Origin of the sequence: Cohnella sp. 56 (assembly GCF_037963805.1) — a bacterium.
In the GTDB taxonomy this organism is placed as follows: Bacteria; Bacillota; Bacilli; order Paenibacillales; family Paenibacillaceae; genus Cohnella.
Window position 1 is genome coordinate 570,184 of record NZ_JAZDQE010000002.1, and the last position, 17,687, is coordinate 587,870.

Below are 17,687 nucleotides of genomic sequence, written 5' to 3' on the forward strand. Positions count from 1 at the left end.
TGTGCGATGCTAAGAGTCGTGAAGGTCGAAAATGGCGCCGTGCAGGGGCTGCCGGCCGCCGATCCGCGGATTACGAGCTTCAAGGGCATTCCGTTCGCCGCGCCGCCCGTCGGGGACAACCGCTGGCGCGCCCCGCAGCCGGCCGCGGATTGGGAGGGCGTGCTTAAGGCGTACGAATTCGCGCCGGTCCCGATGCAGGTGCGGCAAGAAATCGACGAGGGCAACATCTACACCAGGGAATGGGCCGTTGAGCCCGACATCGCCATGGATGAAGATTGTCTATACCTGAACATATGGACGCCGGCCAAGCATACAGACGAGAAGCTGCCGGTATTCGTCTGGTATTTCGGCGGCGGCCTGCAGGTCGGCCATACGGCCGAGATGGAGTTCGACGGCGAGCGCATCGCGCGCAGAGGCATCGTGGTCGTCACAATCGCCTACCGGCTGAACGCGTTCGGATTTTTGGCCCATCCCGAGCTGACGGCCGAAGCGCCGGAGGCGCCCGCGAACTTTGGCCATCTCGACCAGCAAGCCGCCACGCGATGGGTCAAGCGCAACATCGCCGCCTTCGGCGGCGATCCGGACAGCCTGACGATCGGCGGGCAGTCGGCAGGCGGCTTCAGCGTGATGAACCAGCTCGCCTCGCCGCAGAACGAAGGTCTGTGCCAGCGGGCGATCATTCAGAGCGGCATGTTTACGAAGCTGTATCCGGGCGCCGGCGGACCCGGGCTTCTTCGCGATCTGGCGGCAGCCGAGGCGGACGGCGTTCGCTTTTTTGAAGCGCTCGGCGTGACTACGCTCGCGGAAGCCCGCAAGCTCGATGCGGCGTTCGTGCGGGACAAATATTTGGAATCAGGAGCGTTCTGGGGCGCCGTCGTCGACGGCAGGTTCAGCGTAGGCGACGCGTTCGAGCTGTTTCTTCAGAACAAGCGCTGGCCGGTCCCCGTGCTGTTCGGCCACACCTCCTCCGAATTTTTCAGCGTTCCCGAGGCCGGTACGCTTGACGATATCAAGCGCATGGCGGCGGAGCTGTTCGGCGATGATGCGCGGACGTTCCTGGCCCTGACCGGGGCGTTGTCAGGCAGTCTGGACCAGGTGCTGCAGCGGGCCTCGGCGAGCGGCATTGAATATGCGATCCGCATTGCCGGGCAGGCCAATGCCGATACGGGCGCCAACCTTCCGCTCTACTACTACAGCTTCGATGCGGACATTCCGGGCTGGGACAATCCTGGCACGTTTCATTCGGTCGATCTCTGGTTTTTTTTCGAGACGCTCGCCAAATGCTGGCGGCCGTTCGTCGGCAGACATTACGATCTTGCGCGGCAGATGTGCAATTATTGGGCGAATTTCATTCGCAGCGGCGATCCGAACGGGCAGGATGCGACAGGGGAAGACCTGCCGCGCTGGGAGACTTATACGCCGGAGGCGCCTTACGGCATGCGGTTTGCGGACCGGGCAGCGTTCGCCGCAGAACAGCCGGGCGAGCTGATGCGGTTTCTGCTGCAGCAATACTTCAAAAGGAATCCGCCGCAGCCGCAGCCGCAGCCGCAGCCGTAACCGGCGACACGGACGACAAAGGGAGGACGTTCCATGAGACTGGCATGCGGCGATTACATCATGCAGTTCAGCGAGGGAGGCATCGAAGTTTTTAAAGACGGCGCTCTCCTGTACGTCAACCGGCGGCCGATGTTCGCGACGGTCAAGACTGCGTTCGCGATCAGCGAGTTTTACGACGGCGCCTATGCCGAGCTCGCCGCGTCCGACGGGAAAATCACGGCTCGTGGCACCTTGACCGTGCCCTCGGGCACGGCGTTTGCCTTCACGGACGTATATGAAAGCGTCGGCTCCGGGTTCAGCGTGAGCCGGCGCGTCAAGGTGGTGCAAGCGGGAGACGACCTGGGCTTTTCTACCAAGGTTTCTTTGGCGATGGCGCAATCGGATGACGTCCGCGAATACGACTGCTTCGCGCCGGGCGTCTGGTACAAGCAAAATGAATTTGCGCCCGACTCCGCGATCGGCAAAGATTTGGATAACGAATATTTCTGGCTGATGGAAACCCGGTGCGCCCTGCCGCTGTTCGCGATGCAGCGGATCGCGACGGGAGAAACGGCGGCATTGTCGCGCTGGGCCGCCGATGCCACGCTGCCGTCTGTCGATATCGTCAGGTCGGAAAATATTACAGATCCGAAATGCACTGTCGGCTCGCTCGGCATGAGCCGGCCCGAGAGCAGGACGCTGAACTATATGTATTACGGCTACGGCATCCGCAAAGCGCTCGAGACCGAGCCGGCCGGCCTGTCGATCGATTATGTATATCCGGGCAGCGAGGGCCAGAAGCCCGTTCAGCATCCGTATGCCGGCCTCGATTACCGGGAGAAGCCGAAAGCATTCCAGCGCATCAATCATCCGGTCACGGTCGGCTTCGAGCAGCGCTACGCCGTCGCCATTCACTGCGGCCGGTTCGACGGCTTCCAGCCGATGATGAGAGCGCTCTGGCGGATCACCTACGACCGGCTGCGCGACAAGCTGTTCGAAGTGGACAACGAGCGGCATTACCGTCACGGCATGAACATTCTGAACCGATATACGCGGGCTTACGGCGATTCGTACGGACTGCCCTTTGCCTGCCAGCTGCCCGACATGGACATCTCAAGCGTGTCCTTCCAGTTCGGCTTCGTCGGCCAGCAGCCGGGCATCGGCTACCAGCTGCTCAGGTACGGCGCCAAGGACAACGTGCCCGAAGCCTATGAGAAAGGGCTCGGCGTCATCGCGTTTTGGGTGAGGACGGCGATGACCGAATCCGGGCTGCCGCGAATGTGCTACAATCCGACGCTCCGGGGCTTCGAGCCGTATCCGCACTATATCCGAATGCTGGCGGACGGCATGGAAGCCATCCTGGACGCCTATTTGTTCATGGCCAGCCGAGGCGACGAGCGGCCCGAATGGCTGGCGTTCTGCCAGCGTACGGCCGATTGGCTCGTAAACATCCAGAACGAAGACGGCAGCTTCTGCCGGGCGTACCATGCGGACGGCTCGATCCGCATGGACTCGAAGTCCAACACGCCGAGCGTGATCCGCTTTCTGGTCCAATTCTATCTTGCGTCCGGCGAAGAACGCTATAAATCAGCCGCCATCCGGGCCGGCGGATGGGCGTTCGAACATAATTTCCGCGGTCTGGAATACCGGGGCGGCACCTGCGACAATGCGGATATCCAGGACAAAGAGGCGGGCATCTATGCGATGTTCGGCTTCCTGGCGCTGTACGATCTGACCGGCGAGGAGCGGTGGCTCGAAGGGGCGATCGGCGCCGCGGACTATACCGAGACGTGGACCTATGCCTGGACGTTCCCGGTGCGCACGCTATGGCCCAAGCATCCGTTCAACAAGTTCTCGATCAGCGGACAGAGCATCATCACGATCGGCGGCGGCGCCGATGCGTATATGGCCGCCTGCTCGTATACGTATTACAGACTGTACGTCATTACGGGAGACGAGCACTATCTCGATTTTGCCGAGTTCATCCACAACAATACGAGGCAGTCCACCGATGCCGACGGCAGCATCGGCTATGTGATGCCCGGTCTTGGACACGAGAGCGGCAACTTCTCCAGCCAGACGCTGCACAGCCACTATCACTGGCTGCCCTGGTGCACCTACGTGGAGGTCGATCCCGCATCGCGGCTGTATGACACGTTCGGCGTCTATGAGATCGCGGCTGCGCAGCGGCTCGATCCCCAGGAGCGGACTGCGAGGAACCGCATCTACGACGCGTACGGCAGGAGAGACACAGGATTACAACCATGAGGAGCGGAGACGGAATGAAAAAGAAACAAGGCTGGAACCCGTATTTGCCGTCCTGGGAGTACATTCCCGACGGCGAGCCTTATGTTTTTGAAGGCAGAGCGTATGTATACGGCTCGCACGACCGGTTCAACGGACATGCGTATTGCCTGAACGACTATGTCTGCTGGTCGGCGCCGGCGGAGGATCTGACGGATTGGCGCTGCGAAGGCGTCATCTACAGCAAGACGGACGATCCGCTGAATCCGGACGGCAGCATGTGTCTGTATGCGCCGGATGTCACGGTCGGCCCCGACGGACGCTACTATCTTTATTACGTGCTCGACAAGGTGTCTGTCGTGTCGGTTGCGGTCTGCGACAGGCCGGCGGGCCAGTACGAATTTTACGGCTATGTCCGCTATGCCGACGGCACGCGTCTGGGCGAGCGGCAAGGCGACGAGCCTCAATTCGATCCGGGCGTGCTGACGGAAGGAGAGCGGACCTATCTCTATACCGGCTTCTGCGCGCCCGAGGACCGTTCGAGGCACGGCGCCATGGCGACGGTGCTCGGTCCGGATATGCTCACGATCGTCGAGGAGCCGGCTTTCGCCTTGCCGAGCGGGCCCTACAGCCAGGGGAGCGGCTTTGAAGGCCATGCGTTTTTCGAGGCGCCTTCGATCCGGAGACGGGGCGATACGTATTACCTGATCTATTCCTCCGTCGTCATGCACGAGCTCTGCTACGCCACCAGCCGATTCCCGACTCGCGGCTTTGTTTATCGAGGGGTCGTCGTCAGCAATAACGATCTGCATATCGACTCTTACAAGCCGGCGGACAAGCCGATGTATTACGGCGGCAACAATCACGGCAGCATTGTAGAAATTCGCGGAAAATGGTACGTTTTTTATCATCGGCACACAAACGGAACGAACTTCAGCCGGCAGGGCTGCATCGAGCCGCTCGAATTCCGGGCCGACGGCACGATCGCCCAAGCGGAGATGACCTCCTGCGGTCCGAACGGCGGACCGCTCGAAGGCCGCGGAGAGCATCCGGCGTATATCGCCTGCAATCTGTTCTGCAGGGACGAGGCGCTGTATACGGGCGCGCCCGGGGAGTGGATGGACAGCCGCTTCCCGAAGATCACGCAGGACGGCAGGGACGGAGACGAGGAACCCGGCTATATTGCCAATATGAGAGACGGAGCGACAGCCGGCTTCAAGTATTTTCGCTGCGACGGCATCCGGAATGTCCGCATCCGGGTGCGCGGCTACTGCCGAGGCGCCTTCGAGGTCAGGATATCGCGGGACGGCCCGGCGCTCGCCGCAATTCCGGTGGACTTCACGAACGTCTGGAAGGAATATGCGGCGGATCTCCTCGTCCCGGATGGCATTCAGGCGATTTATTTGACGTATACGGGGGAGGGCGGCGCGAGCCTCGCCTCGTTCGCAATGGCATAAGCGCGGTCCGCTCACGACCGTTCACTAGCAAGGACAACGCTGCTGCGGCAGCGGCGGCAAAGTCGATAAAAAGAGGGGTTGGCGATGAACAACAGCAAGGTGCAAGCGATCTTGGCCTGGGGTTTGGCCATCATGCTCACAGCCGCGCTGGCCGCCTGCGACGGCAACGATGGCGGCGGCGTTCATACGGCCACCGGCCCGTCCGGCCCCCCTCCGTCGGGAGGCGCAGTGAAGGAGTCGGCCGATCCGCTGGGCAAGTACGACCCGCCGATCGAGCTCACGACCGTGCGCAATCTGAGCGATATCGTCGAGAGCAACGTCCTGGGCGTACTGAAGGACGAGAAGTTCGAGGATAATCGCTGGTCCCGGCTATTCTTCGACCGGCTCGGCATTCAGATCAAGTCCAACTGGGTGGTCAAAGGCAACGACACATCGGACCCGTACGTACAGAAGCTGAACGTCATGCTGGCTTCCGGCGATCTGCCGGACGTCATTCCGGTCAACGCCACCCAGCTCAAGCAGCTGGCCGACAGAGATCAGATCGAGGATATGACGGACTTGTACGACACCTACGCTTCGCCGCTGCTAAAGGAGATTCTATCCGAGGGCGGCTTGGGACCGTTCAACGCCGCCACGTTCGGCGGCAAGCTGATGGCCGTGCCCCAGACCGGTTCGGCGATCGAGCAGGCGCAGTTCGTCTGGATCCGCACGGACTGGCTGAATCGGCTGGGCCTGAAGCCGCCGAATACGATGGACGATGTGCTGGCGATATCCCAAGCCTTCGCCGAGCGGGACCCGGACGGCAATCATAAAAACGACACGTTCGGCCTCGCGATCACGAAGGATCTGTGGGGAGGCTCGATGGGGCTGGAAGGTTTTATGGCCGGCTACGGGGCGTATCCGAATATATGGCTGGAGGACCCGTCGGGCAAGCTGAAGTACGGCAGCGTCCAGCCTGAGATCAAAAAAGCGCTGCAGGCGCTGCAAACGATGTACAAAAACGGGGAGCTCGATCCGGAATTCGGCGTCAAGGAAGGCAGCAAAGTATCGGAAACTATCGCAAGCGGCAAGATCGGGATGGAGTACGGACAGCAATGGAACTCGATCTGGCCGCTCCAATTAAATATCGACCGCGATCCGGACGCGCAGTGGCGCGCGTTCCCGATCGTCTCGGAGTCCGGCGGTCCGGCCAAGGTTCCGCTCAAGTTCAGCACGACGAGGTTTTTTGCCGTCCGCAAGGGCGCCGCCCATCCGGAAGCCGTCATCAAGCTGTTCAACCTGCATGTCGAGAAAAACTGGGGCGAGACCCAGGAGAGCGAATATTATTATGCGCCGCCGGATGCGGAGAGCGTGTGGCAGCTGTCGCTGGTGCAGCCCGCGCCGACGAAAAAAAACCTGGAGCTGTTCAGGCGGCTGGACGAGGTGCGCAGGACGGGCGACAAATCGAAGCTGACGGGCGAAGCGAAGGCCATTCAAAAAAAGCTGGACATGTATGAATCGGGCTCCAAGGAAGGCTTCGCGCTATGGGGCTGGGAGCGCATCTACGGCCCGGACGGCGCCGAACGCGTCGTCGATCAATACGACAGGGACAATCAGTTTTTGTACGATAAATTCGAAGGCGCTCCGACCGCGACGATGGTCGAGCGGCAGACGACGCTCGACAAAATGCAAAACGAAGTGTTCGTCAAAATTATTCTCGGCGCGCCGCTCGAGGAGTTCGACAGGTTCGTGGAGGATTGGAAAAAGCTCGGCGGCGAACAGATCACAAAGGAAGTCAACGATTACTTCTCCATCCTGAACAAACGTCCGTAAGTCGATGCGCAACCTAAGGCAGTTGTAGTCGCCGGCGTGCAGGAATCGTACGAATCGACTCGTACAGAATAGGGGTTGGAGGCGCACCATGCTCAAAACGCCGATGTTTTCGATCCGCAACACCCTGTTCCTCCGTTTGATTTTTACGTTTCTGCTCATTTTGACGCCTTTGATTATTTTGGGGGCGTATCTCTACCAGTGGTCGGTTCACACGGCGAGGGCGGATATCGCCAAGACGGCGGCCTCCCAGACGGCCTTCTATCTGACCGATCTGGAGAATGAGATCGAGCGAATCAAGCTGCTGCAATTCGGGCTGCTCGAGGACGAGGACCTGAACAAGCTGTCGCTCCTCTGGGATCGGATGCGGGTCATCGAGCGGACCGACAAGATGAATTCCTTGCGCAACCGACTGTATCTCATTCAGAACAGCAGCATGTATATCAAGGAAGTAAGCGTCTACATCCACCCGATCGGGCGGGCCGTCTCGTCCGTCGACGGGGTGAGCCCGCTCGATGACGAGCGGTACGATGCCATATGCACCGTGTACGGCAGGCGCAACACCCGCATCGTCGAATGGCGGAAGGGGCTGTTCCTCGGCGCGTCGAAGCCGAGCGGCAGCCCGCAGGGGCGGCCCTTGTTCGTCGTCGAGATCGAGCTCGATCAGCAAAAGCTGAAGGAAGCGCTGGCCCAGTTCAACACCTATCCGGGCAGCGGCACGTTGCTCGTCACGGCGAACGGCGGCATCCAGCTCGCGAGCGGCTCCGTCGAGTCCTTCGTGCAGGAGGGCGTATTGAACGTCGGCGCGCATGGGATGTCCGACGACGACGTTCAGACGCGCGCCTTCGGCGGCAATCAGTACTACACCGTGTACGCCGGCTCGGACAAGCTGAACATGGCGATCTACAGGTTTATCCCGTCGGAGGTTATCCGCAAGCCCTTGGACAAGTTTTATACATGGGCCTGGCTGTTCGCCGTCGCGGCGCTCGTCATCGTCGTGCTCTATACGATGTCCACGTACAAGTTCATCCACAAGCCGCTGCTGCGGCTCGTCAAGAGCTTCCGCCGGGTCGAGAACGGCGATCTGGAGCAGGTCATCACGCATGCGTCGAAGGACGAATTCGGCTATCTGTACAGCCGCTTCAATCAGATGGTCGCGAACCTGCGCTCGCTGATCGATCAGGCCTACCGGCAGAAGCTCATGGCGCAGCGCGCCGAGCTGAAGCAGCTGCAGTCGCAGATCAATCCTCATTTTTTGTTCAACAGCCTGTTTATCCTCAGCACGATGGCGCGGACGGGAGATATGGAGCGGGTCGAGCAATTCACGATCCAGCTGGGCGAATACTTCCGCTTCGTGACCCGAAGCGCCTCCGACGAGATCCCGCTCGCGCAGGAGATCCATCATGCCCGCACATATGCGGATATTCAGCTGCTGCGGTTTTCCCGGCGCATCCAGGCGCGGTTCGAGGAGCTGCCGGAGGCGGCCATGGAGACGATCGTGCCGAGGCTGATCGTGCAGCCGATCATCGAGAATGCATTCCAGCACAGTCTGGAGCGCAAGGAGGAGAACGGGCTGATCGTCGTTCGCTTCGAGAGCGAGGACGATCAATTCCGGATTATCGTCGAGGACAACGGCGATGAATTGACGCCGGAGAAGCTGAGCGAGCTGGGCGCGGCGCTGGCGGGCCGGGACGAGCAGGCGGAGACGACGGGGCTGGTCAACATCCATCGCCGACTGGCCATTACGTTTGGAGAGAACGCAGGCGTCCGGGTCGCGCGCAGCGAGCTGGGCGGATTGCAAGTGACGCTGTACTTTCCACGAAAGGAGGGGATAGTCCCGTGTACCGATTGCTGATCGTCGACGACGAAGAGATGATTACCGACGGCCTGTACGAGACGCTTGCCGGGCGCGATATGGGGCTGGATCTGTGCAAGGCGTATTCCGGCAGGGAAGCGCTGGGCTGGCTTCAACGCACCCGGATCGATATCGTGCTGACCGATATTCGCATGCCCGGGATCGACGGCCTGCAGCTCATGACCGCCATCAAGCGCAATTGGCCGCATTGCCGGATCATCTTCCTGACCGGCTACTCCGACTTCGACGCCGTATATCAGGCGATTCAGACGCCGGGCGTCCAATATCTGCTCAAGACCGAAGGGTATCCGAAGGTCATCCGGGCCGTCGGCGAGGCGATCGCGGAGCTGGACGACAGTCTGCAGCACAGCGAGCTGGTGCGGCAGGCGCAGGAGCGGCTGACGACGCTTGAGGTGCTGGCGAGAGGCGAGTACTTCCGGCATCTGCTGCACGGCGCGAAGCCGGCGATGCCCAGCCTCGGCGACGACTTCGGCAAGCTGGGCATCCCGCTCGATCCTGGCCGACCGGTCTATATGGCACAGGGCGAGCTGTCCTTGACCGCGTCCGCGGCTGCGTCCTATGCCGACCGGCAGGAATCGGCGATGGGCGTCGTACTGCTGGCCGAGCGCTTGCTGGACGGCCAGGTGAGCAGCCTCGGCATGCTCGACCGCTACGGCGACCCGGTCTGGCTGCTCCAGCCGTCCGGGGAATGGGCGGACGGGGGCGAGGCGGAGGAGAGAGCGCTCATCCTGCCGCATCTGGAGGGACAATTCGAGCTGGTCCAGCAGGCCTGCGCGAACAGCCTCGAGCTGTCCGTCGCCGTCACGCTGGGAGATCGCCCCTTCGAATGGACGAAGCTGTCCTCGGCCTACGACAAGCTGAGGCGGCAGCGGCATACCCGAACCGGCGACGGCGCGCAGATGGTGCAGACGGTGAACCCGGAGGCTTCCTGCTGCACGAAGGAGCGCGCGCCGCGGGACAAGTCGGACGCGCTGTCCGCGCATCTGGACGCCGGCAGACGCGATGAGTTTCTCCAGCTGCTGGACGAGCTGACGGCGTCGGAGCCGGACAATGGCGCCTCGTATTTGCTGGAGCTGTACTATACGATCTCGCTGATCCTGCTGTCCTACATGAACCGGTGGGAGCTGGAAAGCCAGGTGACGGGCGTCTCTGCGCTCATGCGCTACGACGACTTTGTGTCCTGCGAGGAAGCGTTCGCCTTCCTCCGGGCGACGGCCGAGACGCTGTTCGAGCTGAGAAGCTCTGGCGAACGCAACCGCGCGGCCGAAGCGATCCGGAAGGTTCAGGCCTATATCGGAGCGCATCTGGACGAGGATCTGTCGCTCGTGCGCCTCGCGGGCTATATCCATTTCAATCCGTCGTATTTGTCCCGTCTGTTCAAGCAAGAGAGCGGCGTCAATCTGTCCGAATATATCGAGGCGGCGCGAATCGAGCGGGCCAAGGAGCTGCTGCGCGGCGACGATTTGAAGGTGCTGGAGGTGGGCGTGCGGGTCGGCTACGAGGCGTCCCAGTCGTTCACCCGGTTTTTCAAAAAAGCGCTGGGCGTCACGCCGCAGGAATACCGCGAAGCCGCAAGGAAGTAAGGGCGGGCCGCAGCCTGGGTTGGGCACGTCTTGCTACGATGCCGACAACAAGCACCGCCGGACTTTTGCCGTCCGGCGGTGTTTGTTGTGGCTAATTGATCATGGCTAATTGATCTTGACCAGCTGCCATTGCTGGTTCAGATTGCCGCGGTACAGGTTCTGCTGGATCAGCGCATTGTTCGCCGTCGACGATCCGGCGACCTCGAGGGCTTTGCCGCTGTTCACGTTTACGATGCTCCAATACCCGTTGCTGAGCTTGAACAAGCGGAATTGCTGAGCGCTATTGCCCAGGTCCGACATCAGCTGAATCGCTTCTCCGTTGTTCTTCGTCCCGTTTCGCACGTCCATAACCTTGCCGTCGGACGAGCTGACGCTGCGCAGCTTGTAATAATTGATGTAGCTGCCCACATCCGTGACGACCCACTGCTGCGCTGTCGCGCCGTTGTCCGTATACTGCTGCAGCTGGAGGGCGTTGGTATTGGCGCCGCCCGGCACTTCGAGCGCTTTGCCCGATGCCCGGTTGATCATCTTGTAGGTCGACCCGGATTGGATGCCGTTCCATAACCCGTTCCAGGGATGCAGCTGCGCCCGCTCGTAATACCATTCGAAAAGGAAGCGGGCCATGCCGTCGCGCGCCGTATTGCCGTCATACTTCAAGCCGGCCGTCGGATCGGCGAACGAGCTTCTCGCGCCGGGCTCCAGCAGGAAGCCGTTCATATGAACGGCGATGCTGACATTGCCGGCGGCGGTGAAGATCGCCTTCGTATTTTTGCCGAAGCCCTCGTTGGAGCCGTTAAAAAGGTCCCAGTAGGAGGAATCGCCGGGTTGCTTCTTGAACCAGGTCGTCTCGGTAATATTGATCGGGTAGTTGTCCGCGCACGGCTTGATGGTGCTGTCCCATATCTGCTGCAGGGGCGCGTAGTCGTCATGTGCGCCATAGCCCGGATACCAGTGCACCGCATAGCCGACGTTGTTCAACGGGTCCGTCAACGGATAGGAGGCGCACAGCTGGTAGTATTGATCCCAGCCGAGGCCGGCTGCCCAGATGACATTGTCCGCCCCTTTGCTGCGGATGGTGGAGATGATTGAGTTTTGGAAGTTTTTGAGCGCGTTCCAGTGATCGACAAAATCCGCTTCGGCCGGATTGCCGCCCCAGCCGCCGTTCGCATAGGAGAGCACCGGCTCGTTGATGAGCTCGAACATGACATTGTCCGCGCTCTTGATCGCCGATTGAGACGCAAGATAACCCCAGATCTGATTGAACTTGTCCAGATTGGCCTGCGTGGTCGCCTGATTGTTCAGCAGCGTGAAGTCGAGCCCGAGCGTGACATAGACGCCTTTGGTCCTGGCGTAGTTAATGTACGGAATGATGACGTTCTGGGTGACGGCCTGCAGCCCGGCAAAATTGTAGGTTCCGGCCGCGACGTCGCCCATGTCTTCCCGGTCGATGAACAGGCGAACCTGGTTCATGTACCAGCCGTGATTGTTGCCGTATTTGCCCGAGGTGGAGGTAAAGGTGTCCGTAATATCCTTCAAATACGCCAGTGTCGCGGCATGGCGGTTGCCGCCGTTCCGATCCAGATAATAGCTGCTGTCCTGGTACGTCCAATAAGCGCCGGACGGCTGATGCCATCCGCTAAGCAGCACCGGCTGCCCGCCGGCATTCACCAGCTGGTTGCCGCTGACATGAAGCTTGGACATCGGCATGCCCGTCCAGGCTTCGGCCGTGCGGCCGTTCAGCAGCGAGGGCGACAGCAGCACCGCCGCCATCAGAAGCAGCTTCATCCACCAGCTTGCCTTGCCTTTTCTCATCATTGCTCATCTCCTTTGACGATTTGTATGCGCTTGCAGTCAACAGTTTACTATCGTCTCCGGAATGGTGAAAACCGGTTTGATTATGGGCGAATGGCCTCTTGGATTATATGGCGCGCAGCGGGTTGCAGCGGTTCGCCGCCGCATGCGTAAAGGTTGGGTAACAAAATCATAAATTGCCCCTTGAACGGATGGCGGCGGCTCCGGCATGATAGGAAAGACACCTTTTTGATCGACATAGAGTCCCGTTGTCGAATTTATCCCCGGGGAGGTCGCCGTGAACAAGATTAAAGCGCTGGGCAAGCCGCTGCTGCCGTTCGTTCCGCTGCTGTTAATGCTGTCCGCCTGCTGGAATGACGACACTCCCGATCCCGCCGCCGAAGCCAGCCCATACCCTGTATACGAGGAAACGGGCTTAAGTCCGTTCTCGCCTCCCGTCGAGACGACCTTCGTCAGGCAGACGAGCGAGGATATGGACAAGCTGTTCGGCCAGCTGCCCGGCGAATCGATGGAGGACAACCGCTGGACCAGGCTCTATGCGGATATATTGGGGATCAAGATCAAATATGCTTGGCTGGCCAAGGGAGATTTGTACGCGCAGAAGCTCGGTGTGAATGTCGCTTCCGGCGATATTCCCGATGTGGTGCGGGTGAACGCGCTGCAGCTTCGGCAGCTGTCCGATGCGGGCAAGATTCAGGATCTGACATCGGTGTACGAGTCATATGCGACCCCGCTCACCAAGCAGACGCTCAGCGAGGAAGGAAACGGCCCCTTCGAGGCGGCCACGGTCGACGGCAAGCTGATGGGCATTCCCGATACCTCCTCCTCCATCGAGCGCGCCAACTTCCTGTGGATTCGTCAGGATTGGCTGGATGCCCTGGGGCTTGAGCCGCCGCGAACGATAGCCGACGTTCTCGCCATTTCGAAAGCGTTTACAGAACAAGACCCGGATCGCAACGGCAAGGACGACACCTATGGACTGGCGGTCACCAACTATTTATTCGATCCGGTCGCCGGCATCACGGGATTTATGGCAGGCTTCAAGGCTTATCCGAAGCTGTGGATGCTGGACGAATCGGGCAAGCTCGTGTTCGGAGGCATCCAGCCTGAAGCCAAGCAGGCGCTGCAAGCGCTGCAGGAGCAATATCGCGCCGGCCGGCTCGACAGCGAGTTCGGCATCAAGGACGGGGCCAAGGTGCGCAGCGACGCGGCGGCCGGCCGGCTCGGCCTCGTCTACGGGGAGCAGTGGGCCTCCTTCTGGGTTCAAGGGAGCGTCGAGAATAACCCGGAGGCAAGGTGGCAAGCGTATCCGATCGTCTCGATCACGGGCGATCCGCCAAGCGTGCCGCTCTCATTCAGCACCGAATACTTTTTTGCCGTCCGGAGCGATTACAAGCATCCCGAAGCGATCGTGAAGCTGATCAATCTGCATCTGGAGAAAAACTGGGGGGCAACTGCCGAATACGAAACCTACTACAGCACGCCGCTGCCCGTATGGGGGGAGTCCCCTGTCACGCCGTATCCGGCGAAAAAAAATCTGAACGCCTATCGTCAGCTGGAGTTGGCCCGCCGGACCGGCGATGCTTCCGTTCTGAAGGCCGAAGCCAAAGCGATTCAAAAAAACATCGATACGTACCTTGCGGGCGGTGCGGACAAGATGTCCGGCTGGGGCTGGGAGAGAACCTACGGGCCGCAGGGCGCGTTCGCGATTCTGGATCAGTATGAAAAAAACGGTCAGCTGCTGTACGAGCGCTTCGTGGGCGGTCCCACGCCGACGATGATCCAAAAGAAAGTCATTCTGGACAATCTGCTTAACGAAACTTATATCGACATTATTTTGGGACGGCCGATCGATAACTTCGACCGATTTGTGGACGAGTGGCGCCGCCTGGGCGGAGACCGGATGACGGCCGAGGTCAACGCCTGGTATGCCGCCAGAGGCACGCGGGCGCCATGAACGAACCCCGAGCATCGGAGGCGTTTTTTTGCTGAAGTTCCCTGCGCGATCGTTTCGCAAAAGCATTTTCGTCAAGCTGGTCATTACGTATCTGATCGTGCTTCTTCCGGTCATCCTGCTTGGCTTGTATTTGTACAATTGGAGCTACAAAAATGCCAGTCAGGATCTGTCCCGCGCCACCCTGGCTCAGCTGACGAACTATTTGAAGGATCTCAACCGGGAGATCGAATGGATGGAAATCCAGCAGTTCGATATTGTCGAGGACAACGAGCTGAACCGGCTGGCCGTCACCTGGGAGATGATGGACAGCGTGGAGCGGAGGGCGTCGCTCAATTATATGGTTCATCGGCTGACCACGTTCAAGAGCGGCAGCCCCTATGTCAAGGACATCGCCGTTCATGTTCGTCCCATCGGCAAGACGATATCCGCAGGCAACGCGGTGCACGACTTTGAAGCGCCCGGTTACGACTATTTCAGCCGCATGACCGGCAGGGACAACGATCGGCTCATCCGCTGGAACGATGCCCTGTATCTGAGCGCAGCCAAGCAGACCGGGGTGAAGGGGGAAGCGCCCCTGTATATCGTGCAGATCGAGCTGGACACGGAAAAGTTGAAGGAGTCGCTGCAGCAGGTCAATATGTATCCGGCCAGCCGTTCGTTTCTGCTTATGGATTCGTCGGCGTTCGCGCTCGGCAGCGACGAGGAAGCCGATCGGATGCTCAGGGAAGGTGAAGAGGCGCTGGGCGAATCGGGCGACCAGGCTTCCCTCTGGCTCGTTAACGGCGAACGCTACCATCTGGACAAGGCGCATTCCGAACGCTTGGCATTGTCGGTGGCCACCTATCTGCCGGAGGCCGCCGTCAGCCGCCCCCTGAGCAAGTTCGAGACTTGGGTGTGGGTATTCTCGATTACATCGTTCCTCGCCGTCGTCATCTATGCGTATTCGACGTATCGATACGTGCATCGGCCAATGCTGTATCTCATTCAGAGCTTCAGGAGAATGGAAGGTGGAGCCTTGGACATCCAAATCGAGCACAAGCAGGAGGATGAATTCGGTTATTTGTTCAGCCGGTTCAACCATATGCTGCGCAAGCTGCAAGCGCTGATCGATCAAGACTTCAAGCAGAAGCTGATGATGCAGAAGGCCGAGCTGAAGCAATTGCAGTCCCAGATCAATCCTCATTTTCTTTACAACAGCTTCTTTATCCTGAATTCTCTTGCCAAGATCGGCGATGTCGACCGGATCGAGCAATTCACGCAGATGCTCGGCGAATATTTCCGCTTTATCACGCGCAACGGCGAAGACAATGTGCTGCTGTCCGAGGAGGTCAAGCACTCGCGCATGTATACCGAGATTCAGAAGCTGCGGTTCGCCAGACGGATCAGTGTCGTCCACGAGGAGCTGCCGCAGGAGCTGGAGACGATTCGCGTGCCTCGTCTGATCATCCAGCCCTTGATCGAGAATGCTTACGAGCACAGCCTCGAGAAAATGACGAGCGACGGCATGCTGCGCATTTCCTTCGCATGGTCGCAAGGCGAATGCCGGATCGTCGTAGAGGACAACGGAGGCGCCATTAGCGACCGCGAGATCGAACAATTGCATCATCGGTTGAGACATCCGCCCGACACGCAGGAGATGACGGGACTGATCAACATCCATCGCCGCATCGTCCTCATCTACGGGGAGCGCAGCGGACTGTTCCTGTCCCGGAGTGAATTGAACGGCTTGAAGGTTGAGGCGCGAATCCATACGGGAGGGGAGAAGGCACTTGCATAGATTGCTGATTGTCGACGACGAGGAGATTATTACCGACAGCCTGTACGAAGTGTTCTCCAGGCTGATGCCGGAGCGGCTGGACGTCTGCAAAGCCTACTCGGCCGACGAGGCTCTGCTCTGGCTGTCACGATCCCGCATCGATATCGTCCTGACCGATATTCGCATGCCCGGCAAGAGCGGGCTTGAGCTGACGGAGCATATCCAGGCGTACTGGCCGAGATGCCGAATCATCTTCCTGACCGGCTACAGCGAATTCGATTATGTCTATCAAGCCATTCAGATGCCGGACGCCCGGTACCTGCTCAAGACGGAAGGCTACGACAAGGTGACCGAGACCGTGCGGACGGTGCTTCGCGAGATCGAGGAGAGCAATCGGATGAGCGAGCTTGTCCGGCAAACCGACCGGCAGCGGTATGCGATCGAGGCGATGGCGCAAGCCGATTATTTCCGGCACATGCTTCAGGAGGGCGTGGCGGCAGTCAACGGGGAGACTGGTGTTCTCGCGCAGGAATTCCGCGCCCTGAACGTCGCGCTGGACCCGGAGCATCCTGTCGTACTCGTGCTGGCCCACTACGGGTATCCCCAAGGCGCGGGTTATTCTCGCAGAAGCGAGCTGCTGCGTTCGTCGCGCCTGCTCTGGCACTCCTATCTGGCGGAGCGGCTCCGGTCGCTCGGCATCGTGGACAAGCATGGGGATTTGCTGTGGTTCCTCCAGCCATCGGAGCAAGCGGGAGCAGCGTTCTCCGGCCATATGATCCGGTATTTGGAGGGGACGCTGGAGCTCATTCAGGAATCGTGTCTCGAGACGCTCGGTCTGACGATGTCCATCACTGTCGGCGGAGCCCCATGCCGGTGGGAGGACGTCGCCTCTCAATACGCGCGGCTCAGGCAGCTGCAGCAGCTGAGAATCGGCGACGGACTGTCCGTGATCCTGACCGACGCGGGAGCGGAGCAGCCTGCAAGCGACAAAGGCGAGGACGACCGGATCGCGCAAAAGGCGGAGATTCTGGCCGCGCATCTGGAGGGGGACCGGCGGGAGAAGTTTATTGAGTGCTTCGGGGAGCTGTCGAGGCGAATGCTGCTGCCGGGGGCGAATGTGCAGGCGGCGGTCGAGGCGTATTACGCGGTCGCGCTCGCCTTGCTGTCCTTCATCAACCGCTGGAATCTGCAGGGACAGATCGGCGAATACGGCAAGATCATGCGTCTGGACGAGCACGAGTCGATGAAGGAAGGGTACCGCTACCTGTCCGAGGTGGCGGAGCGCATCTTCGACATCAAGCGGCCCGACGAGACGGAGAGGGCGGCCCGGGCGATCGAGCGCATCTGCCGCTATATCAACGAGCATCTGAGCGAGGATCTATCCCTCGTCCGACTCGCGGAGATCAATCATTTCAACCCGACGTACTTGTCCCGATTTTTCAAGCAGGAGAAGGGCGTCAACCTGTCCGAGTATATCGATCAATGCCGAATGCGCAGGGCGATGGAGCTGCTCAAGGACGGCGAGATCAAGGTGCGGGAGGTATCGGCTGCCGTCGGCTACGAGGCGGCGCATTCCTTCACCCGTTTTTTCAAGAAAGCGACCGGAATGACGCCGCAGGAATATCGCGACACGATTCCGATCGGTTAGGGAGGCATC

10 protein-coding genes are annotated in these 17,687 nt (G+C 60.1%); 9 read left to right on the plus strand and 1 reads right to left on the minus strand.

Annotated elements, in window-relative coordinates; translation table 11 throughout:
* The first annotated feature begins 6 nt into the window (after nt 1–6).
* The 6 genes from VQ071_RS05415 (at nt 7) to VQ071_RS05440 (ending at nt 10,505) form a co-directional block, all read left to right on the plus strand.
* Complete coding sequence (locus tag VQ071_RS05415; RefSeq protein WP_340512840.1) at nt 7–1,557, plus strand: carboxylesterase/lipase family protein; 1,551 nt, start codon at nt 7–9, stop codon at nt 1,555–1,557.
* A gap of 33 nt (nt 1,558–1,590) precedes the next feature.
* A complete protein-coding gene (locus VQ071_RS05420) occupies nt 1,591–3,804 on the plus strand; it encodes a hypothetical protein (RefSeq protein ID WP_340512841.1) in 2,214 nt (737 codons plus the stop codon).
* Nucleotides 3,805–3,818: 14 nt separating this feature from the next.
* A complete protein-coding gene (locus VQ071_RS05425; protein WP_340512842.1) occupies nt 3,819–5,237 on the plus strand; it encodes a family 43 glycosylhydrolase in 1,419 nt (472 codons plus the stop codon).
* Nucleotides 5,238–5,321: 84 nt separating this feature from the next.
* Nucleotides 5,322–7,049, plus strand: a complete 1,728-nt coding sequence (locus VQ071_RS05430; RefSeq protein WP_340512843.1) for an extracellular solute-binding protein — start codon at nt 5,322–5,324, stop codon at nt 7,047–7,049.
* A gap of 88 nt (nt 7,050–7,137) precedes the next feature.
* Nucleotides 7,138–8,901 (plus strand): sensor histidine kinase, encoded by a 1,764-nt coding sequence (locus tag VQ071_RS05435; protein WP_340512844.1) that lies wholly within the window; start codon nt 7,138–7,140, stop codon nt 8,899–8,901.
* Nucleotides 8,886–10,505 (plus strand): response regulator transcription factor, encoded by a 1,620-nt coding sequence (locus VQ071_RS05440; RefSeq protein ID WP_340512845.1) that lies wholly within the window; start codon nt 8,886–8,888, stop codon nt 10,503–10,505. The genes VQ071_RS05435 and VQ071_RS05440 overlap by 16 nt, the downstream gene beginning before the upstream one ends.
* A gap of 105 nt (nt 10,506–10,610) precedes the next feature.
* Here VQ071_RS05440 and VQ071_RS05445 read toward each other — a convergent pair whose 3' ends face one another.
* Entirely contained in the window at nt 10,611–12,317 is a 1,707-nt protein-coding gene (locus VQ071_RS05445) for an RICIN domain-containing protein (RefSeq protein ID WP_340512846.1), read from the minus strand.
* 334 nt (nt 12,318–12,651) lie between these two features.
* On the opposite strand from VQ071_RS05445, the gene VQ071_RS05450 reads away from it, so the two are divergent.
* Genes VQ071_RS05450 through VQ071_RS05460 form a run of 3 tightly spaced genes read left to right on the plus strand, consistent with a single transcriptional unit; the run spans nt 12,652 to nt 17,678 of the window.
* Nucleotides 12,652–14,274, plus strand: a complete 1,623-nt coding sequence (locus VQ071_RS05450; RefSeq protein WP_445293262.1) for an extracellular solute-binding protein — start codon at nt 12,652–12,654, stop codon at nt 14,272–14,274.
* Nucleotides 14,275–14,302: 28 nt separating this feature from the next.
* Nucleotides 14,303–16,051 carry a sensor histidine kinase gene (locus VQ071_RS05455; protein WP_340512848.1) on the plus strand — a complete coding sequence of 583 codons (1,749 nt, stop codon included), beginning with the start codon at nt 14,303–14,305 and terminating at the stop codon, nt 16,049–16,051.
* The gene (locus tag VQ071_RS05460) at nt 16,044–17,678 is read left to right on the plus strand and encodes a helix-turn-helix domain-containing protein (protein WP_340512849.1); all 1,635 of its coding nucleotides are present in this window, start codon (nt 16,044–16,046) and stop codon (nt 17,676–17,678) included. The genes VQ071_RS05455 and VQ071_RS05460 overlap by 8 nt, the downstream gene beginning before the upstream one ends.
* Nucleotides 17,679–17,687: the final 9 nt, after the last annotated feature.